27 protein-coding genes and 1 tRNA gene are annotated in these 25,295 nt (G+C 63.1%); 18 read left to right on the forward strand and 10 right to left on the reverse strand.

The genetic code is table 11. The features are described from left to right. Window positions 1–596: 596 nt before the first annotated feature. A complete protein-coding gene (locus FJ941_RS03970; protein ID WP_140503225.1) occupies window positions 597–1,139 on the reverse strand; it encodes a phosphatase PAP2 family protein in 543 nt (180 codons plus the stop codon). A gap of 40 nt (window positions 1,140–1,179) precedes the next feature. Here FJ941_RS03970 and FJ941_RS03975 point away from each other — a divergent pair, with 40 nt between their 5' ends. After that, window positions 1,180–1,674, forward strand: a complete 495-nt coding sequence (locus FJ941_RS03975; RefSeq protein ID WP_140503227.1) for a DUF2127 domain-containing protein — start codon at window positions 1,180–1,182, stop codon at window positions 1,672–1,674. Here the strand turns inward: FJ941_RS03975 and FJ941_RS03980 are convergent. Continuing rightward, window positions 1,671–2,378, reverse strand: a complete 708-nt coding sequence (locus FJ941_RS03980) for a phosphatase PAP2 family protein (protein WP_181169708.1) — start codon at window positions 2,376–2,378, stop codon at window positions 1,671–1,673. The genes FJ941_RS03975 and FJ941_RS03980 overlap by 4 nt on opposite strands. Before the next feature lie 190 nt (window positions 2,379–2,568). Continuing rightward, window positions 2,569–2,653 (reverse strand) — tRNA-Leu (locus FJ941_RS03985). A 278-nt stretch (window positions 2,654–2,931) separates the two neighbouring features. Between FJ941_RS03985 and FJ941_RS03990 the strand changes: the two genes are divergently transcribed. Next, window positions 2,932–3,525 (forward strand): YqaA family protein, encoded by a 594-nt coding sequence (locus FJ941_RS03990; RefSeq protein WP_027143451.1) that lies wholly within the window; start codon window positions 2,932–2,934, stop codon window positions 3,523–3,525. A gap of 83 nt (window positions 3,526–3,608) precedes the next feature. Further along, on the forward strand, window positions 3,609–4,127 hold the full coding sequence (locus FJ941_RS03995; RefSeq protein WP_140503229.1) for a disulfide bond formation protein B: 519 nt from the start codon (window positions 3,609–3,611) through the stop codon (window positions 4,125–4,127). A 327-nt stretch (window positions 4,128–4,454) separates the two neighbouring features. Here the strand turns inward: FJ941_RS03995 and FJ941_RS04000 are convergent, their stop codons facing one another. Both FJ941_RS04000 and FJ941_RS04005 read right to left on the reverse strand, forming a co-directional pair. After that, window positions 4,455–5,012, reverse strand: coding sequence for an HNH endonuclease (locus FJ941_RS04000; protein WP_027143453.1), 558 nt, complete (start codon window positions 5,010–5,012; stop codon window positions 4,455–4,457). 186 nt (window positions 5,013–5,198) lie between these two features. Beyond that, entirely contained in the window at window positions 5,199–5,840 is a 642-nt protein-coding gene (locus FJ941_RS04005) for a DNA-3-methyladenine glycosylase (protein WP_140503231.1), read from the reverse strand. Between the two features lie 75 nt (window positions 5,841–5,915). Here FJ941_RS04005 and gluQRS point away from each other — a divergent pair, with 75 nt between their 5' ends. Both gluQRS and FJ941_RS04015 read left to right on the forward strand, forming a co-directional pair. Beyond that, on the forward strand, window positions 5,916–6,791 hold the full coding sequence (gene gluQRS, locus FJ941_RS04010) for a tRNA glutamyl-Q(34) synthetase GluQRS (protein WP_140503233.1): 876 nt from the start codon (window positions 5,916–5,918) through the stop codon (window positions 6,789–6,791). A gap of 151 nt (window positions 6,792–6,942) precedes the next feature. Further along, on the forward strand, window positions 6,943–7,845 hold the full coding sequence (locus tag FJ941_RS04015) for an EamA family transporter (RefSeq protein WP_140503235.1): 903 nt from the start codon (window positions 6,943–6,945) through the stop codon (window positions 7,843–7,845). Here the strand turns inward: FJ941_RS04015 and FJ941_RS04020 are convergent. Then, the gene (locus tag FJ941_RS04020; RefSeq protein WP_140503237.1) at window positions 7,815–8,666 is read right to left on the reverse strand and encodes a YihY/virulence factor BrkB family protein; all 852 of its coding nucleotides are present in this window, start codon (window positions 8,664–8,666) and stop codon (window positions 7,815–7,817) included. The genes FJ941_RS04015 and FJ941_RS04020 overlap by 31 nt on opposite strands. 58 nt (window positions 8,667–8,724) lie before the next feature. On the opposite strand from FJ941_RS04020, the gene FJ941_RS04025 reads away from it, so the two are divergent. The 7 genes from FJ941_RS04025 (at window position 8,725) to FJ941_RS04055 (ending at window position 14,265) form a co-directional block, all read left to right on the forward strand. Beyond that, window positions 8,725–9,591 (forward strand): SDR family oxidoreductase, encoded by an 867-nt coding sequence (locus FJ941_RS04025; RefSeq protein ID WP_140503239.1) that lies wholly within the window; start codon window positions 8,725–8,727, stop codon window positions 9,589–9,591. Window positions 9,592–9,616: 25 nt separating this feature from the next. Further along, entirely contained in the window at window positions 9,617–9,808 is a 192-nt protein-coding gene (locus tag FJ941_RS04030; RefSeq protein ID WP_015315567.1) for a twin transmembrane helix small protein, read from the forward strand. An 18-nt stretch (window positions 9,809–9,826) separates the two neighbouring features. Then, window positions 9,827–10,408 carry a cob(I)yrinic acid a,c-diamide adenosyltransferase gene (locus tag FJ941_RS04035; RefSeq protein ID WP_140503241.1) on the forward strand — a complete coding sequence of 194 codons (582 nt, stop codon included), beginning with the start codon at window positions 9,827–9,829 and terminating at the stop codon, window positions 10,406–10,408. A 33-nt stretch (window positions 10,409–10,441) separates the two neighbouring features. Further along, window positions 10,442–11,242, forward strand: coding sequence for a rhomboid family intramembrane serine protease (locus tag FJ941_RS04040; protein WP_140503243.1), 801 nt, complete (start codon window positions 10,442–10,444; stop codon window positions 11,240–11,242). Between the two features lie 235 nt (window positions 11,243–11,477). Next, the gene (locus tag FJ941_RS04045; RefSeq protein ID WP_140503245.1) at window positions 11,478–12,227 is read left to right on the forward strand and encodes an electron transfer flavoprotein subunit beta/FixA family protein; all 750 of its coding nucleotides are present in this window, start codon (window positions 11,478–11,480) and stop codon (window positions 12,225–12,227) included. 20 nt (window positions 12,228–12,247) lie between these two features. Further along, window positions 12,248–13,177, forward strand: coding sequence for an electron transfer flavoprotein subunit alpha/FixB family protein (locus FJ941_RS04050; protein WP_140503246.1), 930 nt, complete (start codon window positions 12,248–12,250; stop codon window positions 13,175–13,177). A gap of 209 nt (window positions 13,178–13,386) precedes the next feature. Further along, window positions 13,387–14,265 (forward strand): 3-hydroxybutyryl-CoA dehydrogenase, encoded by an 879-nt coding sequence (locus FJ941_RS04055; protein ID WP_140503248.1) that lies wholly within the window; start codon window positions 13,387–13,389, stop codon window positions 14,263–14,265. A 9-nt stretch (window positions 14,266–14,274) separates the two neighbouring features. On the opposite strand, the gene FJ941_RS04060 is transcribed toward FJ941_RS04055, so the two are convergent. The 3 genes from FJ941_RS04060 to FJ941_RS04070 form a co-directional block, all read right to left on the reverse strand. After that, entirely contained in the window at window positions 14,275–16,254 is a 1,980-nt protein-coding gene (locus FJ941_RS04060; protein WP_140503250.1) for a PAS domain S-box protein, read from the reverse strand. Between the two features lie 163 nt (window positions 16,255–16,417). Beyond that, window positions 16,418–17,056 (reverse strand): NrsF family protein, encoded by a 639-nt coding sequence (locus tag FJ941_RS04065; RefSeq protein ID WP_140503252.1) that lies wholly within the window; start codon window positions 17,054–17,056, stop codon window positions 16,418–16,420. Between the two features lies 1 nt (window position 17,057). Beyond that, entirely contained in the window at window positions 17,058–17,624 is a 567-nt protein-coding gene (locus tag FJ941_RS04070) for a sigma-70 family RNA polymerase sigma factor (RefSeq protein ID WP_140503254.1), read from the reverse strand. 228 nt (window positions 17,625–17,852) lie between these two features. On the opposite strand from FJ941_RS04070, the gene FJ941_RS28915 reads away from it, so the two are divergent. From FJ941_RS28915 to FJ941_RS04095, 6 genes are all read left to right on the forward strand, one after another. After that, window positions 17,853–17,990, forward strand: a complete 138-nt coding sequence (locus tag FJ941_RS28915) for a hypothetical protein (protein ID WP_181165921.1) — start codon at window positions 17,853–17,855, stop codon at window positions 17,988–17,990. A gap of 72 nt (window positions 17,991–18,062) precedes the next feature. Next, the gene (locus tag FJ941_RS04075; RefSeq protein WP_140503256.1) at window positions 18,063–19,112 is read left to right on the forward strand and encodes a hypothetical protein; all 1,050 of its coding nucleotides are present in this window, start codon (window positions 18,063–18,065) and stop codon (window positions 19,110–19,112) included. A gap of 9 nt (window positions 19,113–19,121) precedes the next feature. Beyond that, the gene (locus tag FJ941_RS04080; RefSeq protein WP_140503258.1) at window positions 19,122–20,474 is read left to right on the forward strand and encodes a hypothetical protein; all 1,353 of its coding nucleotides are present in this window, start codon (window positions 19,122–19,124) and stop codon (window positions 20,472–20,474) included. A 121-nt stretch (window positions 20,475–20,595) separates the two neighbouring features. Then, entirely contained in the window at window positions 20,596–21,603 is a 1,008-nt protein-coding gene (locus FJ941_RS04085; RefSeq protein ID WP_140503260.1) for an iron ABC transporter substrate-binding protein, read from the forward strand. Between the two features lie 171 nt (window positions 21,604–21,774). Continuing rightward, a complete protein-coding gene (locus FJ941_RS04090; RefSeq protein WP_181169713.1) occupies window positions 21,775–23,355 on the forward strand; it encodes an iron ABC transporter permease in 1,581 nt (526 codons plus the stop codon). Then, window positions 23,352–24,434 carry an ABC transporter ATP-binding protein gene (locus FJ941_RS04095; RefSeq protein WP_140503263.1) on the forward strand — a complete coding sequence of 361 codons (1,083 nt, stop codon included), beginning with the start codon at window positions 23,352–23,354 and terminating at the stop codon, window positions 24,432–24,434. The genes FJ941_RS04090 and FJ941_RS04095 overlap by 4 nt, the downstream gene beginning before the upstream one ends. A gap of 36 nt (window positions 24,435–24,470) precedes the next feature. On the opposite strand, the gene FJ941_RS04100 is transcribed toward FJ941_RS04095, so the two are convergent. Continuing rightward, on the reverse strand, window positions 24,471–25,280 hold the full coding sequence (locus FJ941_RS04100; protein WP_140503265.1) for a phosphodiesterase: 810 nt from the start codon (window positions 25,278–25,280) through the stop codon (window positions 24,471–24,473). Between the last annotated feature and the right edge of the window lie 15 nt (window positions 25,281–25,295).

Raw genomic sequence — 25,295 nt, forward strand, 5'->3', positions numbered from 1 at the left:
GTTGGTCGCGATGGTCAAAACAAACGGCCATGGTCCGACCAGTTGCGAATTTGACCACGGCCTCGACCAGGGCGTCATCGCTGCACGGCCAGTCCGGCGCCAGGCGTCGAACCTCCGCGATCACTTCCCGGGTGGAGACTATCGCAAATGCCTCCCACCCCGATAGCGTCATGGAAACAAGCTCTTCGCTTGTCAGGCGGGGTAATATCCGATGCCGCGTCATGTTCACCGCGTTTCCTCCCAACGATGAACGTTAAAGATAGAGCCTAGCGCGAAGCCCTGAGGTCAGCGAGCTAAAATGTGGTCTGACCAAAATGGCTCACGCCCACGGTCTTGGGGTTGGATTTGTTGACTTCAAAGCGATCAAATGGTGCCCCTAGCCGGGGTATTTCCACCAAATCGAACTCGGTGGAAAAACGCTGAAAAGTCTAATCGAGACAGCCTCTTAGGCTCTGCCGCCCTCGCATGGGAGCGGCAGAAGCGCGTGTCTAAGCCGTCTCCTGTGCCCGCACGGGCCGGCCTGCTACACCCAACCACTCGGCACCGGGATGGCCATCACAGCTGGAGGAAGCATCAACAGGCTCGGACCCTGGCTCTTACAGGATTTTGATCGCCAGATTGTTCAGCCGAGAGTTCTCACGGTAGGTCAAACGCACCACAACGGCTCCCACGATGCCAGTGATGGCACCGCCGAGCACGTCAGTGAGGTAGTGGGTGCCGATGAAAATTCTGGACCAGCAAACCAGACATGCCAAAACGCCAAGAGCAAGCGTTCGGCGCGGCAGGGCTTGCATCGCGAACGCCGCAACGATGGCCATGGTCGCGGTCGCGTGATCTGAGGGGAAGGACCAGTCCGCGCTAGGCGCGATCAACAAATGCGTCACGCCGGCATCATAGGGCCGTATCCGATGCACGAACAACAGGATGAACTGGTTGATCGCCAGACCGAGCAAGAACGCCAGACCCGCTGACAGGGCCGCGTGTCGAACGTGGTAGCGGTCGGCCTTGACCCACCATTGCAGGACCACGGCCATCACCATGAACGGAACGCCGATCTGGGAGACCCCGATCATTACCATGTCAAGCACGGGGTGAAGCCCGGCGGCCCCGTTGATCCAGTGAGTAAGAGTTGCATCCATTCGGTCTTGCTTCCGTTACTGAGGATCGCGAGGTGAATTTATGAGAGCAGTCGACGAACGACGCATCCATCAGATTTTTGAAGTCAGCGTCTGGCTCAAGGGCGCTCACGCCGTGATCGAGTGTCTCGGTGGTGTCCTGCTCTATTTCGTCACCACAGGCGCGATTGCGTCGTGGGTCAATGCCTTCACCCAAGACGAGTTGATCGAAGACCCGCACGATTTCATAGCGGGCCATCTGTCGCAGATGGCGAGCCATTTCTCGGTCGCCAGCAAGGAGTTCTACGCCTTCTACCTGCTCAGCCACGGCCTAATCAAGCTGCTCTTGGTCATCGGCCTGCTGCGAGGCAAGCTGTGGTCGTATCCCGCTTCGCTCGTGGCGCTTGGAGCGTTTATGGTTTATCAAGTCTATCGCTGGTCCTACACGCACTCTGCCGGCCTCTTGGTTTTGACCGTCTTCGATGCCGTGGTGATGGTGCTGATCTGGCACGAATGGCGCGTGATGCGGCGGCACAGCCCAGCACAGTCACCGAGCTAACGACTTCGCCTTTGCTCAATCCACCTGATGGCAGACCAGCACAGAATTGCCCAGGCGGAACCGACACACCAGCCCGCGAGAACATCGGTGGGGTAGTGTACGCCGAGATACACGCGGCTCAATCCGACCATGACCGTCAAGAACAGGGCGAGCGAGACAAAGTAGGCTTTGGCACGGTGATCGGGGTTGGCTTTGGCGAGCAGGGCTCCGAGCGTGAGGAACGTGACCGCCGAAAGCATAGCGTGTCCGCTTGGAAAGCTCGCAGTGAAGACCCTTGCAGAATGAATAACATCTGGCCTTGGCCGGTCGAACGCGATCTTGAGTAAGGTGCTGATTACCTCCCCGCCGACCACGGCTAGGGCTACCAACGCCGCGTACCATCGTTCCCGTGTGATCAGCAGATACCCCACTGCAGCTACCGACACGAAGGCCAGGAACGCCAAGCTGCCGAGGGAGGTGACATCACGTCCCATTTCTTCCAGCCAAGGGGGGCCAATCGGATTGCTCGGATCACCGGCGCTGCGGAACGCCAGAAGCACTGTCCGATCAAAACCCTTTGTGTCGCCCTCAATGACCTCCTCCGCGAGAAGGCCGAAGCCCAGGATGAGGCCGCCGGCCACAAACAAGGAGAGGATCAGCCACATGCCGTCGCTTTGGAAGCCCCGCAGAACACCGGTGGATGAGGAAGGAGCCTTGATGTCCATGCAACTCGGCCTGTTAGGAGGGCCACACTCGGCAGCCGACACACGTCAATTCTCGTTCATTCATCTGGTTCCATGGGGCATCCTCGTCGCCTGCGTGCTGGCTTTCATACCGTGTTCGCCCCTGACCGTTAGCGCCCGGAGAACGGCAAACCCTTGAACTGTTTGATTTATTGACTTCCAAGCGCCCAAATGGTGCCCCTAGCCGGGATCGAACCAGCACTCCTTGCGGAACTCGATTTTGAGTCGAGCGCGTCTACCAATTCCGCCATAGGGGCTCAGGCCGGGCGGCCTGGATGGGCGCGGACTATACGGTCGGAGGCCTGTTCGTCAACTGGCCAATTCTCGGTATCGCATTGGATGCGACCAATCTTCGCCTTTCGATTTCGCGGCGGTGCTGCCATTGTGCAGCGCGGAAAATCTTTCTAGACAGGCGGCGCACCGAAGCGCGCCGTGTCTGGAGACATGCTGCGGCGCGCTTTGCGTCGTTGTTTTCATCCATGCCCTTGTCCCAGGGCGGCCGTGCGGTTTTGGGTCACTTGCGCTAGGAGAGCCGATGCTTCGCGGACTGTACGACTGGACCCTGTCGCTGGCGGCCCGCAAATCAGCCGAATGGTGGCTGGCCTTCATCGCTTTCGTCGAAAGCTCGGTATTCCTGGTGCCGGCCGACGTGCTCTATCTGCCGATGGCATTGTCGCGGCCGGATCGCGCCTATCGCTATGCCTTCATCGCCACCGTCGCCTCGGTGCTGGGCGGCATTGCCGGCTGGTTCATCGGCCACTACGCCTATGACGCGGTGGCGCGGCCCATCCTCGAATTCTACGGCAAGTATGACGAGTTCGAGCAGTTGCGCTCCTCTGCCGGCGTGAGCATCGAATTCATCGCCCTGATGCTGGTCACTTCGGGTGCCGCGCATCTGCCGCCCATCAAGGTCGTGACGATCCTGTCCGGCGCCCTTGGCGTCAATCTGGCGCTGTTCATCGTGCTGGCCATCATCGCGCGCGGCGGCCGCTTCGTGCTCCTGGCGTGGCTTTTGCGCCGCTATGGCGAGCCAATCCGCGAATTCATCGAAAAACGCCTGGGCCTGATCGCCGGCGCCGCCGCGGTTGCCCTGATTTTGCTCTATATACTGATCAAATACGCTCTCTGACGTTTGTCGCTCAAACCGCGCAACGGTTTTGAGTGCGTGGCAAGCAGATCTGGCAGACGGCGAACACGATGGACGAGAGACCGATGACAGCGACCATGAATGCCGATACCGGACGCCAGCGGACACGCGCTGCCTTGTTTCTCGCGGTCGCGATGGCCGCGACCGTTGGTTCGGCGCTCGGTTTCCAGCACATCGGCGGCTACATACCCTGCCATCTCTGTCTGGAACAGCGCACCCCATATTACATCGGCGTGCCTTTGATGGTGCTGGCGGTGATCGCATCGATGCTGCGCGCACCGGCATGGCTGACGCGCGGCCTGCTGGCGATCGGCGGCCTCTTGATGCTCTACGGCCTTTATCTCGGCATCTATCACTCCGGCGTCGAATGGGGCTGGTGGCAGGGTCCGGCCGATTGCACGGCGGGGGCCGGACCGGTCGACACCGGCGGCAAAGGCGTGCTCGACGCGCTCGACAAATTCGTGCCGCCCTCCTGCGACAAGGCCGCCTTGCGCATTCTCGGCCTGTCCCTGGCCGGCTGGAATGCCATCGCCAGCCTGATCCTCGCCGCCGTCGCCTTCCGCGGCGCTCTGTCTCGTGACTGACACAACAGCGCCGTCGCGAGATCATTCAAGAATTCGGCAGATTGAGTGACCCATTGTGGGTCGGAGGAGTGGGACTCGTGCGCCGGTCTGCTTGCGGGCGGGCAGCATCGTTATCCGGCCGACCGCTCAGGATTAAACGTCCATGACACGATGCGGCGCTCGGTCGATATGCCTTCGCACTACCGGATTTTAGCGCACGAGGGAGCTCCGGCTGCTGCGCGACCCTCAAGCACCGATGGCGACGATGCGTGAAATCCTTTGTTGCCCCGTTGCCGCTCAGACCCAAAAAACGCTTCAGGCGCCCAGCCTGCCGAATTCTCGACGGACTCAAGGCTCCAGTTCGACATCCCAGTAGAGATAATCCATCCAGCTTTCATGCAGATGGTTGGGCGGAAACAGCCGGCCGTTATTGTGCAGATCGTGCACGGTTGGCTGATACGGCTTCTGCAGAGGCCACATCTTTGCCTGCGACGGCATCATCCCGCCCTTCCTCAAATTGCAGGGCGAACAGGCGGCGACGACGTTCTCCCATGTCGTGGCACCGCCGCGATGGCGAGGGATGACATGGTCGAAGGTCAGGTCGTCGGGCGTGCTGCAATACTGGCACTGGAAACGATCGCGCAAGAAGACGTTGAAGCGGGTGAAGGCCGGATGCCTGGACGGCTTCACATAGGCCTTCAGGCTGACCACGCTCGGCAACTTCATCGAGAAGGTCGGTGAGGATACCGCATGCTCGTATTCGGCGACGATGTTCACCCGGTCGAGGAACACCGCCTTGATGGCATCCTGCCAGGACCAGAGCGACAAGGGGTAATAGCTGAGCGGACGGTAATCCGCATTCAGCACCAGCGCTGGAAGCCCATCCGGAGATACGGCAACCGTCACCTTGTTGACCTCCTTGGTTCGCACATGATCCCGAAAATCGAATTCGACTTTCGGAAAGGATCATGCGCTGCTTCAAAAGCCCGACCGTTCGGCGCGGATACTGTAAGCCCGACATGACAGGGATGTGAAGCGGATTGTCGCTCGCGCGCGGTGCCAAAAACGTATGATTTTTATGCTTTTGCAAATTCAGGCCGGCGGTGCGGCGTCCCGGCCCCTGGTTTCGCGATAGTAGGACCAGAAAAGCCGCGATGCGACACCTCGCCACGGGCTCCATGATTCGGCCAATGCGATCAGTGTTTTCTCCGCTGGACGCGGGTCGATGCCCAACGCGCGGCCGACAGCGCTCTGCAGGGCGACATCGCGCGCCGGGAAAATATCGGGATGCCCGGCGGCAAACAACAGATACACTTCCGCCGTCCAGGGACCGATACCGGGCACAGCCGTCATCCTGGCGATTGCCTCCCCAGCGTCGAGCGAACAAAGGTGATGCAGGTCGAGCCCGTCGGCTACGGCCTGGGCGACCGCGACAAGGCCACGCTGCTTGGGCCGCGACAGGCCGGCCTCGCGAAACATGTCCTCGCCGGCGGCCAGGATCGCTTGCGGCGTCAGCGGATCGACCAGTTTCGTCAGCCGGCCGAAGATGGCATCGGCGCTGGCCCGCGACACCTGCTGCGAGACGATGATCGAGGCCAGGCTCCTGAAGCCGGGCTCCGAAAGCCTGAGCGGCACCTCGCCGGCCATGCCGCGCACTTTTTCCAGGCGCGGGTCGAGCGCGCAAAGTGCATCGAGCCCCTGCTCAACGTCGTCCACTGTCGCGATGCGCTGCATGATATCCTTGTCCGAAAATGTGCCGCAACGTAGCAACGGCCAAAACCGCAGCACAACCCGATTGCCGCCTGAGACATGACGCTCCTGACATTCCGCTTCGCGCCCAGCCCCAACGGCGAACTGCATCTGGGCCACGCCTATTCGGCGCTGCTCAATCAGAAGCTGGCGATGCATATGGGCGGCCGCCTGCTGCTTCGTGTCGAAGACATCGACACCACGCGCTGCACGCCGGAGTTCGAGGCGGGCATGTTTGCCGACCTGAAATGGTTGGGCCTAGGCTGGGAAGAGCCGGTGCGCCGGCAATCCGAGCATTTCGCTGACTACGAAGCGGTGCTGGAACGGCTGATCCGCGAGGAACTGGTCTATCCCGCCTTCATGAGCCGTGGCGAGATCAGGGCTTTCATCGCCGGCAGCGAAAGGTGCGGACGCGAATGGCCGCGCGATCCCGACGGTGTGCCGCTCTATCCGCCGGCCGACAAGGCATTGCCGATGAAGGAACGCAAACGGCGCATCGCCGAGAATGCGCCTTTCGCCTGGCGGCTGGACGTCGGCGCCGCCATGGCGCGGGCCGGCAAGGACCTCACATGGGCCGAATTCACCGATGAGACGCTATCGGCGACGCGCCCGGTCGAAGCCCGTCCGCAGGACTGGGGCGACGTGATCGTGGCGCGCCGGGACATCCCGACCAGCTACCACCTCGCCGTCGTCATCGACGACGCGCTGCAAGGCGTCAGCCATGTCGTGCGCGGCCAGGACCTGTTTTCCGCGACCGGGGTGCAGCGTCTGCTCCAGGAGATTCTGGGGTTACCACGGCCGGCCTATTTCCATCATCCGCTGATCCTCGGGCCGGACGGGCGAAAACTGTCGAAGAGCCTCAGGGATACCAGTCTGGCCGCCTTGCGCGAAGCCGGCGCTTCGCCGGACGATGTCAAAAGGATGGTCGGGCTTTGACCAGTATACCGTCAGGAGAAATGCTCTCCAGACGCGTGACCCGTTGAATTCCCGTGACGCATGGATCAATCGTTTCGTTTTGCGCGCCGGGTTGAACAGGACTAGAGCATCGTCACGGTTAATTCTCACCCAGCGCGGCGGTCCCCGGAAAATGTCCAGCCTCAAGCGGTTCATCCCCGCCACCTTCGTCGTCCTTTGGGCGACCGGCTTCATCGGCGCGCGTTACGCCATGCCTTGGGCGGAGCCATTCACCTTCCTCGCGGCGCGTTTCGTGCTGGCCGCCATCCTGCTGGCTGTCCTGATGCTGGTGCTTGGCTCGAAACCAGCCACCCGCACCGAGGCGCTGCATGCCACCGGCGCCGGCGTGCTGATGCATGGCGTCTACCTCGGCGCCGTCTTCTGGGCCATTCATAGGGGCATGCCGGCCGGTTTTTCGGCCCTGATCGTCGGCCTGCAGCCGCTGATCACCGCGATGCTCGCTGGCAAGTTCCTGGGCGAGGCCATCCTGCCGCGCCACTGGCTTGGCCTTGCTATCGGCCTTGTCGGCATCGTCATCGTGCTGTGGCCAAAACTCGGCGCGCTCGGCGGCGGCGTGACGGCGGCCACGCTGATCGCCTCCCTGGTCTCCGTGCTCGGCATGAGTGCCGGCACCATCTGGCAGAAGCGTTTTGCTTCCGGCGGCGACCTCGTGGCGGCCACCATGTGGCAATATGTCGGCGGCGCTTCGCTGATGATCCTGGCTTCGCTTGCCTTCGAAACACAAACCGTCGTCATCAATGGCGAATTGATCTTCGCCATGGCCTGGCTGCTGCTGGTGCTGTCGCTCGGCGCCATCTTCCTTCTGATGGTGATGATCCGCGACGGCGAGATGTCGAAAGTGGCGTCGTTGTTCTACCTCGTGCCGGCGGTGACGGCCATCATCGCCTGGGCCCTGTTCAACGAACAGCTCAACGCACTTCAGAGCGCCGGCATGGCGATCACCACGTTCGGCGTTGGGCTGGCGACCGCCCGATCGGGCAAACTTCAACCTACCCGGGCGCGCGCCTCCAGATAGCGGCTGATCGCGGCGTTGAGCTCGCCGCCGAGGATGAAGATCGCCGAGACGATGTAGAGGAAAACCACCGCGATCATGATCGAGGCGAGACCGGCATAGGTCGTCACATAGGACGAGAAATGATCGAGATAGGTGGCAAACATCGTCGAGCCGATAAGCCATGCGGCCAGTGTGAAGATGATGCCGGGTATCAGCGATACGAAACGGCGCTTGCCGGCCGGCAGCCAGTAGTGGACGGCAAAAAGTCCGCCGATGATGACCGTTGAGGCAATGACGTAACGCCACAGCGTGCTCGTGCCCGTATAGGGTTTGATCCACTGGAAATGGGCCTCCGCCAGCCGCGCCAGCAGGGGCGCGAACACCAGGAGCACGCTGATAGCCAGGAACCCGGCGGTCGCGATCAGCACGAAGAAGATGCTCTGCACCCGGCGATAGATGATGCCGCGCGTCTCGGTGACCCGATAGGCGCGGTTGAGCGACGTGCGCAGCGCCTCGATGCCGTTGGAGGCAAAATAGGCGGCAAGCAGCACGCCATAAGTCAACAGGTCGGTGCGCCTGACAGTCAGCACGTTCAGCACCTCGCGCGCGATCGGCTTGGCGATCTGCTCGGGCCATGTGTCGAAGACCAGATGCACGGCTGTGTCGGCAAAGGCCTGGGCGCCGAGGAAGCTGGCCAGCGTCGTGGCGAAGATCAGGAACGGAAACAGCGCCATCAGCGAGGTGATCGCCAGATGGCTGGCCATCGCCCAGCCGTCATCGGTGTTGAAATGGCCGAGCGCGTCGTAGAGCACGCGGCGCAGGGCGACAATATTCCGCAGCAAGAAAGCGCGCTCCCTTCGATTGTCTCGACGCCGCGAATATGGGAAGGGAATGCGACAAATGGCAACCCTTCGTCAAACCTCGAATTCTTCAGCGGCGGAGTTGCGCACCATCATCGTCACCGGTGCGTCTTCCGGCATAGGCGCCTATTGCGCCCGCGCGTTGAAGGCCGAGGGCTGGCGGGTGTTCGCGACGGCGCGCAAGCCGCAAGACATCGCCGCGCTCGAAGCGGACGGCATCGAGGCCTTCTATCTCGATTACACTGAACCGGCATCGATCGCCGCCCTGGTGGCGGCAGTGCTCGACCGCACCAGCGGCAGGCTCGACGCGCTGTTCAACAACGGCGCCTACGCGCAGGCAGGCGCCGTCGAGGATCTGCCCGTCGCGGCGCTCAAAGAGCAGTTCGAGGCCAATTTCTTCGGCTGGCACGACCTGACCCGCCGTCTGGTTCCGGTGATGCGCCGCCAGGGCCACGGCCGCCTCGTCCATTGCTCGTCGATCCTGGGTCTCGTGCCTGTGCGCTTCCGCGGCGCCTATTCGGCGTCCAAACATGCCTTGGAGGCCTTGATGCTCTGCCAGCGCCAGGAACTGGCCGGCAGCGGCATCCATGTCTCGCTGATCGAGCCGGGGCCGGTGAAATCCAAAATCGCCAGCAATGGCCTGCCCTGGTTCCTCAGGAATATCGATCACGAGAATTCCGTGCATCGCGCCGACTATGCCGCGCAGCTGGAACGCATGCGCGCCGGCGGCAGCCAATCGGCACTGAAGCCCGGGCCGGAAGTGGTCCACAAGGTGCTTTGCCATGCACTTCTGTCGCGACGCCCGCGCCCGCACTATGTGGTAACAACATCGGCCAAGATCGGGGCCATGCTCAAACGCATCCTGCCTGCCTCGATGCTCCACCGCCTGCTCGCCAAGCGCGCCTGAACAAGCAAAGAACTGGAAACACAAAATGGCTACTGCCTTCAACATCCTTGCCATTCTGGTCATGGCCGCCGTGGTGGTCGTGCTGATCAGGGGCCTCATCAACATGATGCGCGGCGGCTCCGGTGTGACCTCCAACAAGTTGATGCAGGCGCGCGTTCTGCTGCAGGCCGTGGCGCTGGCGCTGATCCTGCTGGCCGTGTATTTCACCCGCAAGTGAGGGCCTTCGGGAGGCGATGTGGTCAAGCTCAACAAGATCTACACCCGCACCGGCGATGACGGCACCACCGGGCTCGGCACTGGTGAGCGGCGGCTGAAATCCGATCTCAGGGTGGATGCGTATGGTACGGTCGACGAAGCCAATGCCTGCATCGGCATGGCTCGCGTGCATACCGCACAGAGCTATCAGGCGATCGACGCCATGCTTGCCCGCATTCAGAACGACCTTTTCGACCTCGGCGCCGATCTCGCCGTGCCTGATGACGGCAAGCCGCTTGGCTACGAGCCGCTGCGCATCGTTGCCGCCCAGACCAGCCGTGTCGAGCGCGACATTGACCTCCTCAACAAAGACCTTCGGCCGCTGAAATCCTTCGTGCTGAACGGCGGCACGCCGGCGGCGGCCGCCCTCCATCTTGCCCGCACCGTGGCCAGGCGAGCCGAGCGGCTGATGGTCGCCCTGGCTCAGGACCCGGCCGAACACGTCAACCGCGACGGGCTGAAATACATCAACCGCGTCTCGGATTTCCTGTTTGTCGCCGCCCGGGCGGTCAATGACAATGGAAATGCCGACGTGCTATGGGTTCCCGGCAGGAACCGCTGAACGGACTGAAAGGCGGGAGGAGGCCAACGACAAATGTTCATCCCGCTTTACGACACCAACAGGCTGCGCCACATCAGGCTGCAATATGTGACGATCGGGCTGATCGTCGCCAACGCCGTGGTCTATTGCGCCACGGCGCTCGGCGGCGAGAACTTCACCAATGCCGCCGTGCTTGGCCTCGGCTTCATCCCCTCCGTCGTTCACGACACGGCCGAGCTTGACCCTCGCTTCATCATCATCCCCGAGAGCCTGAGCTACCTCACCTACTCCTTCCTGCATGCCGACATTTTCCACCTCGGCGGCAACATGCTGTTCCTTTGGGTGTTCGGCGACAATGTCGAGGACGCGCTCGGCCACATCCGCTACCTGATCTTCTATCTCCTCTGCGCCATCGCCGGAGCCGCTTTCCAGGGGCTCATCGCCTGGGATTCGCAAGTGCCGCTGATCGGCGCCTCGGGCGCCATTGCCGGCGTGGTAGTCGCCTACCTGATCCTCTACCCCAGGGTGAAGGTGTGGGTGCTTGCCTTTGCCCGCATCCCCTTGCGTATTCCAGCCTTCATTCCGCTCATCCTGTGGGTGCTGTTCCAGGTCGTCATGTTCGCGGCCGGTGGAGAGGATCAAATCTCCTGGGCCTGCCACATCGGCGGCATCATTGCCGGCGCGGTCCTGGTGCTGGTCCTGCGCAGTCGCGGCGTGCCGCTGTTTGCCCCCGCTGACGAGGACGCCGTGGTTCCGACCCCCGAACAGCCGCCGGCCGTTGGCGAACCAGCGACACCCCAAACGTCCGTCACTGCGGCGCGCTGGGGCCGCGGAAACCCTTCTGGCCCGAACTGAACCGATTTGAGCAGCTTCCAGCGTATTGACGACAAGGGTTGCCACAATTACGGAAACGTCTCCGTCGCAGCCCAAGGCGGTTAAGGAGCAGCCGCAAGGCGGGCAAAGACCAGAATTTCCATCCGGCCAGAATTCCGTCTGGCCGGAATTCAGTCCGGAATGTCGGCTTTCGACAACTCAGAAAGGGCGCAGGCTGCTATAGCGCGCCCAACTAGCGTAAAGAGGTGACAGGCAAATGAAGATCCTTGTGCCCGTGAAGCGGGTTGTGGACGCGAATGTGAAGGTTCGCGTGAAGGCCGACGGTTCGGCGGTGGAACTCGCTAACGTCAAGATGGCGATGAACCCGTTCGACGAGATCGCGGTCGAGGAAGCGATCCGGATCAAGGAAGCCGGCAAGGCCGAAGAGATCATCGTCGTGTCGATCGGCCCGCAGCAGGCGCAGGAAACACTGCGCACCGCGCTCGCCATGGGCGCCGACCGCGCCATCCTGGTCAAGACCGACGAACAGACCGAGCCGCTCGGCGTCGCCAAGGTGCTGAAGGGCGTGGTCGAGGCGGAGAAGCCAGGCCTTGTCATTCTCGGCAAGCAGGCGATCGACGATGATTCCAACCAGACCGGCCAGATGCTGGCCGCCCTGCTTGGCTGGGCGCAGGGCACCTTCGCATCCAAGGTCGTGCTCGAGGGCGACCATGCCAAGGTGACGCGCGAAGTCGACGGCGGCTTGCAGACGGTGGAGTTGAAGATGCCGGTGATCGTCACCGCCGACCTTCGCCTTAACCAGCCGCGCTATGCCTCGCTGCCCAACATCATGAAGGCCAAGAAGAAGCCGCTCGACGAGAAGTCGCCCGCCGACTACGGCGCCGACGTCACGCCGCGCCTCAAGGTCATCAAGACCGAGGAGCCGGGCGGCCGCAAGGCGGGCGTCAAGATCAAGAGCGTCGCCGAACTGGTCGACAAGCTCAAGAACGAAGCCGGCGTGCTGTAAGGCTGGGAAGGGATAAAAAGATGGCAATTCTCCTCATCGCAGAACACGACAACGCAACGCTTTCCGACCAGACCGCCAAGGCACTTTCGGCTGCGCTGCAGATCGGCTCGGACGTTCATGTGCTGGTGGCCGGCAAAGGCGCCAAGGCTGCTGCCGACGCAGCCGCGAAACTGAAGGGCGTGAGCAAGGTGCTGCTCGCCGAAGCCGACGAGCTCGCCGAGCGCCTGGCTGAGCCGACGGCGGCACTGGTCGTCTCGCTGGCTGGCGCCTACGACACGATCATCGCGCCGGCGACGTCCGCGGGCAAGAACGTCGCGCCGCGCGTCGCGGCCCTCCTCGATGTCGCGCAGGTCTCCGAGATCATCGAAGTGGTCTCGCCGGATACCTTCAAGCGGCCGATCTATGCCGGCAACGCAATCCAGACGGTGCAGTCGAGCGACGCCAAGAAGGTGATCACCGTGCGCACCGCCTCCTTCCAGGCGGCACCCGAGGGTGGCTCGGCTTCGGTCGAGACGGTTCATGCGGCTGCCAACCCCGGCCTGTCCACCTTCGTCGAGAACAAGCTGTCGGAGACCGACCGTCCGGAGCTGACCTCGGCCAAGATCATCATCTCGGGCGGCCGTGCGCTCGGTTCCTCGGAAAAATTCCAGGAAGTCATCCTGCCGGTCGCCGACAAGCTCGGCGCCGCCGTCGGTGCTTCCCGCGCCGCCGTCGACGCCGGCTATGCGCCGAACGACTGGCAGGTCGGCCAGACCGGCAAGGTCGTCGCCCCCGATCTCTACATTGCGGTCGGCATCTCCGGCGCCATCCAGCACCTCGCCGGCATGAAGGACAGCAAGGTCATCGTCGCCATCAACAAGGACGAGGAAGCGCCGATCTTCCAGGTTGCCGACTACGGCCTCGTCGGCGACCTCTTCGTCATCCTGCCGGAGTTGCAGAAGGCACTTTGACGCTTCCGCGCAACCGTATTAAATTGCCAGGGGTGGGGTAGACGAAGTCGCCCCACCCTTTTAGTTTGCACCGCACAATAAGCAGGCCACAAAGGCTGAGAGCAATTCCAGCGGCAGTGCGCAGGTTTTTTGCGCCGGGAATTGCGGGAAAACAAAGAGATGGGGCGGTTCGCGATTCTGGCGAGAAACGCTCCGGACGGGATCGGGTAATGAGCAAGATCGAGACGATCGGCATCATTGGTGCGGGCCAGATGGGCGGCGGCATAGCGCACGTCTCCGCGCTTTCGGGTTACAAGGTTCTGATCTACGATATATCGCCCGACCGTATCGAGAAGGGCATCGCCACCATCAGCGGCAACATGGCCCGTCAGGTGGGATCCGGCAAGCTCGACGAGAAGCTCCGTAATGAGGCCATGGCACGCATCGCGTCGGCGCCGACGATGGCCGATCTTGCCGGCGCCGACCTGGTGATCGAGGCGGCGACCGAGGACGAAACCGTCAAGCGCAAGATCTATGCGCAGCTCTGCCCGCAGCTTAACCCCGAAGCGATTCTGGCGACAAACACCTCGTCGATCTCGATCACGCGGCTTGCCGCGCAGACCGACCGGCCGGAGCGGTTCATCGGCATACACTTCATGAACCCTGTTCCGCTGATGAAGCTGGTCGAACTGGTGCGCGGCATCGCCACCGAGGACCAGACCTTCGAGGCGGCGAAGACCTATGTGAAGCAGCTCGACAAGACGATCACGGTCTCGGAGGATTTCCCGGCCTTTATCGTCAATCGCATCCTTCTGCCGATGATCAACGAGGCGATCTACACCCTCTATGAGGGCGTCGGCTCGGTCGATGCCATCGACACCGCCATGAGGCTCGGCGCCAACCATCCGATGGGACCGCTGCAGCTTGCCGATTTCATCGGCCTCGATACCTGCCTGTCGATCATGCAGGTGCTGCATGACGGCCTGTCCGATTCGAAGTACCGTCCCTGCCCGCTGCTGGTCAAATATGTCGAGGCCGGCTGGCTCGGCCGCAAGACCGGACGCGGCTTCTACGACTATCGCGGCGAGCACCCCGTTCCGACGCGCTGACGCGTCCGGTCACGAGGCCGCGGCGAGCGGCTTGGGTGGTTCTGACCTGTCGTCGGCGGTTTTGCCGTCGGGTGCCACGCAAACGCATCCGCGCCCGGCCGCCTTGGCCGCATAGCAGGCGGTATCGGCCCTCGCGATGATCTCGTCGACTTCGCCGCAATTGGCGCAGATCGCCGTCAGCCCGATGCTGGCGCCGATCGCGTGCGGCCGGCCTTCCCAGGTGAAGTTGAGGCCGGCTATCGCATCGATGATGGAACGCGCCGCGAGCCGCGCGTCAGCGGCAGAACCGGACTTCAGGATAACAGCGAATTCGTCGCCACCCAGACGCGCGACGATGTCTTCAGAACCAAGCACGCCGCGCACTGCCTCCGCGACCCGCTTCAGCAGGGCGTCTCCGGCAGCGTGACCGCCCGTGTCGTTGACCAGCTTGAAATGGTCAAGGTCGATGAACATGAACTGATGGCGGTCCCCGGCCATCGTGCCGTCCTTGCGCGCCTGATCGACCAATCCCTCCATGGCGCGGATGAAGCTCGAGCGGTTGGCGAGCCCGGTGAGCGCATCGTGCGCGGCGGCATGGGCAAGCTGGCGCTGCAGGGCGCGCGCATCGGTGAAGTCCTGGAAGACGATCACCAGCCCGCCGAATTCGTTGCGCTCGTTGATGATCGGCGACACGACTTGGCGGATGCTGCAGCGTGTGTCGTCGCGCCGGATGAGGACCGCGCGGCTGTTCTGGTCGGAGCGCGCCTCTTCGCCTGTCACGGGCCGCGTCATGCCGATCCTGTGGCCGGTCTCCTCGTCGACTGCCCAATAGACATGGCTCAGCGTCTTGCCGAGTGCCTCGTCGCCGGAAACGCCGGTCAGCTTTTCGGCCACCGGGTTCATGAAGGTGACGCGGTTCGCGGCATCGGTGCAGATGACCGCATCGCCGATCGATTGCAGCGTCACCCTCAGCCGCTCCTTCTCGTCGGCCAGCATCGCCGCCGAGACGATGAGCCGTTCTTCGGCCTGCTTGCGCCGGGTGATGTCGGTCAAGCTGCCGATCGCTCTGATCAGCTGTCCGTCCGCATCGCGCTCGATGGCCTTGCCGCGGTCGAGAATCCAAACCCAGCGGCCATCCTTGTGGCGCATCCTGAACTCGGCCTCGAAAAATTCCGTCTGGCCATCGAGATGGGCGCGATCAGCCTCCGCGACCGCGGCGGCGTCGTCGGGATGGATCATCGTCAGCCAGCGATTGGGGTCGCCATCAAGCTCGCCATCCCCATAACCCAGCATCTTGACCCAGGTGGGGGAATAGGTGGTGCCCCCCTTGCGCATGTCGAAATCCCAAACACCTTGACCGGCGCCGGCCAGCGCGAAATTCCAGCGCGTTTCCGCCTCCGTGATGCGCGCCTCGGCCTGCTTGCGCGCGTCGATGTCCTCGATCTGCGAAACGAGATAGAGCGGCCGGCCGCTTTTCTCGTCTCGGATGACGGAGCCGGCAAGATTGGCCCAAATGGGCGCGCCATCCTTTTTGAGGTAACGCTTCTCGAATTGGAAGGCGTTGATCGTGCCAGCTCTCATGCTTTCCATGGTTTCCCACCCGAGATGCAAATCGTCGGGATGCGTGATCTGGAAGAAGGTCAGCGCCTCGATTTCCTCTCGGCTATAGCCAAGCATGGCGGCGAAGGCTGGGTTGGTCTGGAGAATACGCCCATCGAGGCTGACGATGGCGATGCCGATGGCCGAATCTTCCATGGCTCGGCGGAACCGCTGCTCGCTCTCCGCAATCTGCCGCCGGTCATCAGAGATGCGCGTGATGAACAGATAGGCCAGGAAAAGCGCGCAGACCGTAACCGCGACCGATATTTGAAGGCAAAGTCTGAATGCTTCCGCGCCAAGGTCCAGCCTCGACGGCACAAGCGAGGCGGCCACCACGGCAAAGCCGGCCACAAGCAGCGCCAGAGCTGCATGCTTGTACTGTCCCGGCCCGATGATACTTCGCAATGTCACGATTTATGCCACCCCCGTGTGCAATCGCTTTTTCCGTTAAGACCCTCAAGGATCGGTTTTAAGGAAAGGTTGCGACCGGGGCATCGGCGACATGGGAAACCGGCAAACAATTGCCGGCATGATTAAGGACCGGTATTGACGGGGTGTGGGCGCGGGTATCCTGTTACCATCGCACGAAAAACCGCCCGCCGAGCGCGCCGAGCAAAGCGAGGGCCGCGATGGCGATCGTGTACCAGGTGGCAACGAAAAGCGGCGAATCGTCGAAGCAGTGCGCTGCATAGAAGGTCGCCGCCAGCCCGCCGGCAAGCAGCCCCGCGACGGTGCCGGCAAGCACCGGCCGGGTAGGCGCACCATAGCGCAGCATCCACAGGAAGATGGCCAGCGGGCCGATGCCGATCAGCGGGATGAAGCTCATGCAGATCATCATGTTCGATCCGATCATGCGCGTGCCCCATAGCGCCTGCGGCACCATGAAGAGTTCCAGCACCACGGCCACCGCGACCAGCAGCGGCGCGGCGATCATCGCCGCCATTGCCCGGCCTGTCGCCGCACCCGGCGTCGACAGGGCACGGATCAGGGCGAAGGCGCTGATGGCGAGCACGACGGTGAAAACAAACTTGGACAGGAAGCGGATCGTATGCGCGGCAACCATGAAGTCGGGGCGCGGCCCGATTGTCATCATGAAAACAGCGGCCGCGGCGACGACGGCCGCACCGGCCGCCAGCCACCAGGCCGAACGCAATGGCATCGCCTTGCTGCGAGCATCGGCGTCGAGCGCCTTGATGAGATCGTCGGTCTTCATGTCATTCCCGTCCGAACCGCCCCTGTCCGAATCGCCCCTGGCCGAATCGCTTGGCTATGGCGGTAAGTCCCCGGTGCAGCGACACACGCACCGCCGTCTCGCTGATGCCGAACTTCGCCGCTGTCTCACCGATGGAACGGCCCTCCACGGACACGGCCGAAACCACGGACCGCTGAGCCGGCGGCAGCCCGTCGAGCGCCCGGTTGATGTCGCGCTCGCTGACCGTCTCGGTTTCCGGCTCGGCGAAAGTCTCGGCGATGTCGTCGACGTCGATTTCGATGCGCCGCCCGCGTCGCCGGAATGCATCGATCAGCTTGAAACGGGCAATCGCATAGACCCATGGCAGCACCGGCGCGTCCTGGCGCCAGGTGTGTCGTTTGACATGAATGGCCAGTAAGGTTTCCTGCACGACATCCTCGGGATCGACCCCGCCCTGCACTATCTTGCGCCTGACAAAGCCGCGGATCAGCGCGGCAATCCGGCGGAGAAAGTCGGCATAGGCCTTTTCATCTCCCGCGATCGCGGCCCGCATCAGCCGGGAAAATTCGGCCTCGTCCTTGCCGCTCACAAGAGTTCACTCCCCGATCTTCGCGCCTCGGCACTGATTTGTTACGTGGCCGGCGAAATAATGTCCAAGCCAAACTACGGGCAAATCACGAAAGTTTGCGGGAGGGCCCCGCGAAATTCCCTGACGGTTTCCCTGTTCCCGGCCCGTGCATTGGGAACGGCGCGGACCAAGCCTTGATTGACGTAAGGTAAACCCTTCTGTAGCGTCAAGGATCGGAGGGAGGCCGAAATGGATTTCATTGAACGCATTTTTGGATTTTCTCCCGACAATGGCTCGGGAACTTTCGAGGGCAGCCTTGTCATTGCGGCCATAGTCTTTGTCGCTGCCATCTACTTCTACAGAAGACGGGGATCACTGAAGAAATAGCCGGGAGAACCGGCGGGGATACGTCGCCAGGAAAACACTACCGTTGCGTCCTCTCAGCGTGGGAAACACGACATGGCAGGATCTCTGGTCAACCACGTCAGAACCGCGGCACTGCTGTTGTTCGCCGCCGAATTCTGGAAGCGTCTTGCCGTCGGGCTGAAGGTGCTGTTTGCGACGATTCGCATGCTGCTGTGCCGGTTGGCCAAGCGCCAGCGGCTGCCGAGCCCTGCGCAGAACGATTGCTGTATCCAGCTGCCGCCCGACATCTACAAGCGCGCCGATCCTCTTCTCTATGCCCAGTACTATCTGATGGCGCAGGGTCTCGCGGTCACTTGGGACAATCCCGACATCGACATTTTCGACGGCGCCGCGCCAGTCACCGGTGCGCTGCAGCCCTCTCGCACCTATCGCGTTCGCGTGCGTGTCTGGAACGGGTCCTATGATGCGCCGGCCGTCGGCGTCGGGGTGGCGCTGTCCTACCTGTCCTTCGGCGCACAGACCGTTTCCCGACCGATCGCCAATGTCGCCGTCAATCTCGGGGCCAAGGGCACGATCGATTGCCCTGCCTATGCCGAATTCAGTTGGACCACGCCCGCCACCGGCGGCCATTACTGCCTGCAAGCACAGCTTTCCTGGGGCGATGACGCCAACCCCGGCAACAACCTCGGCCAGAAGAACGTCAACATTGCCGAGATGCGCTCACCGGCAAAGTTCTCCTTCAGCGTCCGCAACGAGGCCTCGGTCGTCCGGCGTTTCCAGATCGAGGCGGACTGCTACGGCCTGCCGAAGCTGCAACCATGTACCCCGCCACGCGGCCAAGGTCGAGACGAACGCACGGACACCCCGCAGCCGAGGCTCGCGGAGAGCAAGGCGCGCTGGGCCAAGGCGCTGGAGGAACAGGCCTATGGCCGGTTTCCCGTTCCCGATGACTGGTCGGTCAGGATCGTTCCAAGAACGCTTTCACTGCAGCCGCGCCAGATAACCGAGATCACCGTCGAGATCGAACCGAGGGACGCCGCCTTCCGTGGCTCAAAGGCCTTCAACGTCCATGTCTTCACGATCGGCGAAAGCGGATCACGCACCTTGACCGGCGGCGTGACGCTCATCGCCACGAAAGGCTGAGGCGCTCCGATGGCCTACAAGCACTATACGAGCTGCTTTCTCTATCCGGCCGGTGGCAAGCCCTACAATGAGGCCGACCGGCTGGCTTTCCTCGCCGGCCAGGCGCTGCAGATCATCGTCATCACCGGGCTGGCGGCCGCCTTCGGCTTGCTGCTGGGGCCGGTCGGCGCAGCACTTGCCGCGGCAATCGCGTTTCTGGCGTCCGCCACCGCGACGATCGACAAGGCCGCCGGGGAATGGCTCAACCATCGCCTGGTCTGTCTCGACAGGGACAATCCGAAATGCGCCGTCGGCATCGTCTCCTACAATCCGTTCCGCAGCGATCTCGGCGCCTTCGACAACGACCAGTATTTCGACATCATACTGATGCCGCATCCGACGACTGAAATTCTCAACGCCGAAACCAATGAGGCGGCTTTGGCCGCCGCTAATCGCTACAATGGCGACGGCACCGTCGTCGCGGAATTCGCCGCCAACATCACGGCCCATCCGGCGAACGACATTCTCAATGACGGCTTTCAGGGTCATGAACTGCTGTTGCCGCGCGATGACCTGAAGGCGGATCTGGGCTACGCACCCGCCGACGATCATGCCCGCTGGGCCCTGCACTGCGAGGCCGAGGGTGACTTCTGGATCAAGATGCGCCAGTGGGCGCCGGCCATCATCATCCTGCTGACGGCGGCTCTGGTCGTCACGGCGGCCGCGGCGGCCGCCGGCGCCAGTGTTGGGGCGGCTGTCGGCTGCGCCATAGGGTCGTTCTTCCTGGGTGCGCTGGGCTGCGCCATCGGCTCGTTCCTGGGAGGATTGCTCGGAGCGGCCATTGGCGGCGCCATCGGCGGAGCGGCGTCCTATTTCGGCGGGGTCAAGCCGGTCCTGCAGGGACTGTTCAACTGGAATCCCGGCAATGTCGAGGACGCCAATGTCGGCGACAAGGCGCTCGGCCCCATCAGGATGGGCGATCATGTCGCCGTCCTCGGCGAACATGTCTATGACGGCTATCACAAGGGCTGGCACGAATTTCATCCGCTGATGGCGGTGGTCAAATTCGATGCGGCGGCCGGTGTCGACGCAAGACACTATCTTCAGTGGAATCCGGATTTTCCCGACACGGGGGAGGTCCCGCCCAAACCGCCAGGCGAGGCCATCGACCTCACCGCGCAGGATATGCGTGACGGGCTTGGCAGCGCCGCGTTCAGGACACGCTGCGAGAATCTGCGCAGAACGTGGTGCGCCATGCTGAACGAAGCGTTCGATCCGGAGACCAAACGAGCACAGCAGGGCCTGGACCAGCGCTGGACCATTCATCCGATGGTCGATGGTTGCATTCTGCAGGAGCAGCCACCAGCACCGCATGTCGGATGATGCCATCAGCGTCCGATACGCGAAACCGTGATGGCGCCGATTGCCTTTTAATCTTGACTAACCCATTCATGAATTGATACTCGGACGCACCCGCAGTGCGGGCAACCCCGAGGAGTACCTTATGAAATCCCCCCTTCTTGCCCTGGCCAGCGTAGCGGCGCTTGCAATCAGCCTGGCCGCCGGTCCGGCGACGGCCGAAGATGCCGGCATCATCGTCTATAACGCCCAGCATGAAAGCCTGGCCAAGGATTGGGCCGAAGGGTTCACCAAGGAAACCGGCATCAAGGTTACCTTGCGCAATGGCGGCGACAGCGACTTCTCCAACCAGATCGTCGCCGAAGGCGCCTCCTCGCCCGCCGACGTGTTTCTGACGGAAAATTCGCCGGCCATGGTGCTGGTCGAGAATGCCGGGCTGTTCGCGCCGGTCGACGCCGACACGCTCGCACAGGTCCCGCAGGACTATCAGGCCGCCAGCGGCAAATGGGTGGGCGTGGCCGCGCGCAGCACCGTCTTTGCCTACAATACGACCAAACTCAAGGCCGACCAGTTGCCCAAGTCGATGCTCGACCTCGCCGACCCGAGTTGGAAGGGCCGCTGGGCGGCCTCGCCTTCTGGCGCCGATTTCCAGGCTATTGTCAGCGCATTGCTGCAGCTCAAGGGCGAGGCCGCCACGGCCGATTGGCTGAAGGCGATGAAGGCGAACTTCACCGCCTACAAGGGTAACAGCACGGTGATGAAGGCGGTCAATGCCGGCGAGATCGAAGGCGGCGTGATCTACCACTATTACTATTTCGGCGATCAGGCCAAGACCGGCGAAAACTCCAAGAACGTCGCGCTGCACTATTTCAAGAACCAGGATCCGGGCGCTTTCGTATCGGTCTCCGGCGGCGGCGTGCTGGCCTCGAGCAAGCACCCCAAGGAAGCTCAGGCCTTCCTGAAATGGGTGACCGGCAAGGGTGGCCAGGACGTGCTGAAGAACGGAACCTCCTTCGAATACGCGGTCGGCAAGGGTGCGCAGTCCAATCCGAAGCTGGTGCCACTGGTCGACCTGCAGGCGCCGAAGGTCGACGCCGCGACGCTGAACTCCAAGAAGGTCACCGACCTGATGACCGCAGCCGGCTTGCTTTAGTCGTCGTTCTTCCTAATAAGGACGTCAAACCGTGCTCCTGCGGGAATTCACCTTCCGCAGGAGCGTTTTGTTCCGAGATGCATTCGTCCATGACGACACGCTTCGTTCCTGACCGCGACCGTGGTCCCCTGATTGCCGCCGCCGCGCCGCGATGGCATGGCGCCTGAGCTGATGCAGCCCGCGGTCGATCTCGCGCGCCCTGGCCTGCCGCCGAAGATGCGCCGAAGAACGCAGCGGCGTGTGGCGCCCTGGCTTGTCATCGCCGCCATATCAGTCTCCCTGCTGGCATTGGTGCCGCTTGCCTTCATCATATGGATCGCGGTGCAGACCGGTTGGGACACTGTCGCGGCATTGGTCTTCCGGCCACGTGTCGGCGAACTGCTGGTCAACACCGGCCTGCTGGTGCTGCTGGCCGTACCGATCGCCATCACCTTGTCGGTGACGCTGGCCTGGCTGACCGAACGCAGCGACCTGCCTGGTGCCCGGCTCTGGTCCTGGCTCTGCGTGGCGCCGCTCGCCATCCCCGCTTTCGTACACTCCTATGCCTGGATCACCATGGTGCCAGGGCTTCACGGCCTCTGGGCTGGCGTGCTGGTATCCGTCATCGCCTATTTTCCTTTCCTCTATCTGCCGGTGTCGGCGGCGCTGCGCCGCCTCGATCCTGCCCTGGAGGATGCCGCGGCGGCACTTGGTCTCGGACCCTGGCGTGCGTTCTGGCGTGTCGTGTTGCCGCAGCTCAGGCTCGCCATCTGCGGCGGCTCGCTGCTGGTCGGCCTGCATCTGCTGGCCGAATATGGCCTCTACGTCTTCATCCGCTTCGACACCTTCACCACCGCGATCGTCGACCAGTTCCAGTCGACCTTCAACGGTCCGGCCGCCAACATGCTGGCCGGCGTGCTGGTGACCTGCTGCTTCGTGCTGCTCGGCCTCGAAGTGCTGGTGCGCGGCGAGGAGCGTTATGCCCGTGTCGGCTCGGGTGCCGCGCGATATCAGCGGCGGATGAGCCTCGGTCGCGCCACCCTGCCCAGCTTGCTGCTGCTCGTCGTCACCACCCTGCTGGCGCTTGGCGTGCCGTTCATCACCATCGGCCGCTGGCTCATCGCCGGCGGCGCCGATGTCTGGCGTCTCGATGAGATTGGCCTGGCACTCGGCCAGACACTGTTCCTATCGCTCGCCGGCGCGTTGCTTGCCACTGTCGCTGCCATGCCGATGGCCTGGATCTCGATCCGCGCGCCCGGTCCGTTGCAGCGCCTGCTGGAAGGATGCAATTACATTGTCGGCTCGCTGCCGGGTGTCGTCATTGCGCTGGCGCTGGTCACCATCACCGTGCGCATCGCCCTGCCGCTTTACCAGACCCTGTTCACCATCCTGCTCGCCTACTCACTGATGTTCCTGCCGCGTGCCCTGGTCAGCCTGCGCGCGTCGATCGCCCAGGCCCCGGTCGAACTCGAGCGCGCCGCCTCCAGCCTCGGCCGGCGGCCGCTCAACGCGCTGTGGTCGACGACAATCCGCCTGTCGGCGCCGGGTGCCGCGGCCGGCATGGCGCTGGTGGCGCTCGGCATCATGAACGAATTGACCGCGACGCAGATGCTGGCGCCGAACGGCACCCGCACGCTGGCCATGGCGTTCTGGTCCTATAGCGGCGAGATCGACTACGCCTCGGCGGCCCCTTACGCCTTCATCATGGTGGCGATGTCGCTGCCCCTGACTTGGCTGCTCTATGTCCAGTCGAAGCGGATGGCCGGACGATGAGCTTTCTCGAACTCGGCAATCTGCACAAGCGTTACGGCCCGGTCGCGGCACTTGCCGGCGTCGACCTGAACGTAGCCAGCGGCAGTCGCACCGCGATCGTAGGACCTTCCGGCTGCGGCAAGACAACCTTGCTGCGGCTGATCGCCGGTTTCGAGGCGCCCGATCAGGGCCGCATCGTGCTCGACGGGCAGGTGCTGGCCAATGGCGGCGCCGCCGTTCCGGCGCATCGCCGCGGCATTGGCCTGGTGGCGCAGGACGGCGCCCTGTTCCCGCATCTGACCATCTCGGACAATATCGGCTTCGGCATGGCACGGGACGACGACAAGCGCGCCGAGCGCATCATCGAACTTGCCTATATCGTTGGACTGGACAAGGCGATCCTCAAACGCCGTCCGCACGAGCTCTCCGGCGGCCAGCAGCAACGCGTGGCGCTAGCCCGCGCCATGGCGATGAAGCCGCGGCTGATGCTGCTCGACGAGCCGTTCTCGGCCCTCGACACCGGCCTGCGCGCCTCGATGCGCAAGGCGGTGGCCGAGCTTCTGGAAGGGGCCGGCATCACCACCATATTGGTGACGCACGACCAGGCCGAGGCGCTGTCCTTCGCCAGCCAGGTGGCGGTCATGCGCGACGGGAAATTTTCCCAGGTCGGCACGCCGCGCGAGCTTTATCTCAAGCCGAAGGACAGGATGATCGCCGAGTTCCTCGGCGATGCCATCATCCTGCCCGCGAGCATTTCGGGCGGCTTCGCCAGTTCGCCGCTGGGCCGCATCGCGGTCGACACGCCGGACAGCCGCGATGTCGCCCGCATCATGTTACGGCCGGAGCAGATTGGGCTCAAACGCACCTCGCGCGAGGGCATGTCGGGCACACCAGACATGCCCTTCGGCGAGGTGACGGAATCGGAATTCGCCGGCTCGACATGCACGATCGCGGTGCGGCTCCTGAACAATTCCGATCCGCCGGACGCCGCCGCGATCGGCGGCACGCCGCTGATCCTGCGCAAATCCGGCATGGACGCGCCGGCGGTCGGCGAGATCGTGCGGCTGACCGTATCGGGCAAGGCGCACGTCTTCGCTTGAGGCCTTAAGGCGCTGAACCCACGCGAAGTGGCCGGTTCACGCCGTGACGCGTTCGCCGGTTTCCGCTGAATAGATCGGCCATTGCTCGAGAAAATCGCAACCGTGCACCACCACGCACTCGTTGGCGCTGTCGATGAGGATGACGGCGTAGGACGGCGGCGCCTGTTCGACGACCTCGCTCGATCGGTCGAGGGCAAGCTCGAACCGCACATGCAGGCCGCGCTGCGCCGAGAACGGAATGCCGGCGACGGTTCCCGCGATGTCGCGGTGAACGTGGCCGAAGAAAATATGGCGAACGTTGCCATGATCCCGCAGCAGGCCGAGCAACCGCTCGGGCCGTTCGAGCGCCAGCGGATCGAGCTGCGGCAGGCCGAGCGCGACCGGCGGATGATGCAGGAAAACGTAGGCGGGCCTGCCGCCTGATTGTTCGAGCCGGGCTTCGAGCCAGGCAAGCCGGCTGTCGCACAGTTCGCCCTCGATGCGTCCTTCCGCCAGGCAGTCGAGAAACAACAGCACTTCGTCGCCGGTATCATGGACCGACTGCACGAAGCCGTTTTTGTCGACCGGAACTTCGGGAAACGCAGCGATGAGATTGGCCCGCCGGTCATGGTTGCCCGGCAGCAGCCTGAAGGGCATCGATAGCGCGCTCAGGGCAACGCGCAGATCGGCATAGCTCTGCGGCGCACCGGTCTCCGTCAGGTCGCCGGTGAAGACGCAAAGTGCTGCGTCGGCGTGATGCCCATTGATGTGCGCGATGCACTGATCGAGCCGCTGATGCAGGTCCGCCCCATAGCGGCGCTCACCTCGCCGGCCGAGATGCACATCGGTGACCTGGATGATTTTCATGTGCGCCTCTTTGGC

This window comes from Mesorhizobium sp. B2-3-13 (assembly GCF_006442195.1).
Classification (GTDB): Bacteria; Pseudomonadota; Alphaproteobacteria; order Rhizobiales; family Rhizobiaceae; genus Mesorhizobium; species Mesorhizobium salmacidum.

Coding starts and splice junctions, on each gene's coding strand:
- FJ941_RS04015 (WP_140503235.1), top strand. CDS start 6,943: ATGTCCAGCCTCAAGCGGTTCATCCCCGCCACCTTCGTCGTCCTTTGG.
- FJ941_RS03975 (WP_140503227.1), top strand. CDS start 1,180: ATGAGAGCAGTCGACGAACGACGCATCCATCAGATTTTTGAAGTCAGC.
- FJ941_RS04095 (WP_140503263.1), top strand. CDS start 23,352: ATGAGCTTTCTCGAACTCGGCAATCTGCACAAGCGTTACGGCCCGGTC.
- FJ941_RS04080 (WP_140503258.1), top strand. CDS start 19,122: ATGGCCTACAAGCACTATACGAGCTGCTTTCTCTATCCGGCCGGTGGC.
- FJ941_RS28915 (WP_181165921.1), top strand. CDS start 17,853: ATGGATTTCATTGAACGCATTTTTGGATTTTCTCCCGACAATGGCTCG.
- gluQRS (WP_140503233.1), top strand. CDS start 5,916: ATGACGCTCCTGACATTCCGCTTCGCGCCCAGCCCCAACGGCGAACTG.
- FJ941_RS03980 (WP_181169708.1), bottom strand. CDS start 2,378: ATGGACATCAAGGCTCCTTCCTCATCCACCGGTGTTCTGCGGGGCTTC.
- FJ941_RS03995 (WP_140503229.1), top strand. CDS start 3,609: ATGACAGCGACCATGAATGCCGATACCGGACGCCAGCGGACACGCGCT.
- FJ941_RS04065 (WP_140503252.1), bottom strand. CDS start 17,056: ATGAAGACCGACGATCTCATCAAGGCGCTCGACGCCGATGCTCGCAGC.
- FJ941_RS04050 (WP_140503246.1), top strand. CDS start 12,248: ATGGCAATTCTCCTCATCGCAGAACACGACAACGCAACGCTTTCCGAC.
- FJ941_RS04045 (WP_140503245.1), top strand. CDS start 11,478: ATGAAGATCCTTGTGCCCGTGAAGCGGGTTGTGGACGCGAATGTGAAG.
- FJ941_RS04040 (WP_140503243.1), top strand. CDS start 10,442: ATGTTCATCCCGCTTTACGACACCAACAGGCTGCGCCACATCAGGCTG.
- FJ941_RS04075 (WP_140503256.1), top strand. CDS start 18,063: ATGGCAGGATCTCTGGTCAACCACGTCAGAACCGCGGCACTGCTGTTG.
- FJ941_RS04030 (WP_015315567.1), top strand. CDS start 9,617: ATGGCTACTGCCTTCAACATCCTTGCCATTCTGGTCATGGCCGCCGTG.
- FJ941_RS03990 (WP_027143451.1), top strand. CDS start 2,932: ATGCTTCGCGGACTGTACGACTGGACCCTGTCGCTGGCGGCCCGCAAA.
- FJ941_RS03970 (WP_140503225.1), bottom strand. CDS start 1,139: ATGGATGCAACTCTTACTCACTGGATCAACGGGGCCGCCGGGCTTCAC.
- FJ941_RS04090 (WP_181169713.1), top strand. CDS start 21,775: ATGCAGCCCGCGGTCGATCTCGCGCGCCCTGGCCTGCCGCCGAAGATG.
- FJ941_RS04025 (WP_140503239.1), top strand. CDS start 8,725: ATGGCAACCCTTCGTCAAACCTCGAATTCTTCAGCGGCGGAGTTGCGC.
- FJ941_RS04085 (WP_140503260.1), top strand. CDS start 20,596: ATGAAATCCCCCCTTCTTGCCCTGGCCAGCGTAGCGGCGCTTGCAATC.
- FJ941_RS04005 (WP_140503231.1), bottom strand. CDS start 5,840: ATGCAGCGCATCGCGACAGTGGACGACGTTGAGCAGGGGCTCGATGCA.
- FJ941_RS04055 (WP_140503248.1), top strand. CDS start 13,387: ATGAGCAAGATCGAGACGATCGGCATCATTGGTGCGGGCCAGATGGGC.
- FJ941_RS04100 (WP_140503265.1), bottom strand. CDS start 25,280: ATGAAAATCATCCAGGTCACCGATGTGCATCTCGGCCGGCGAGGTGAG.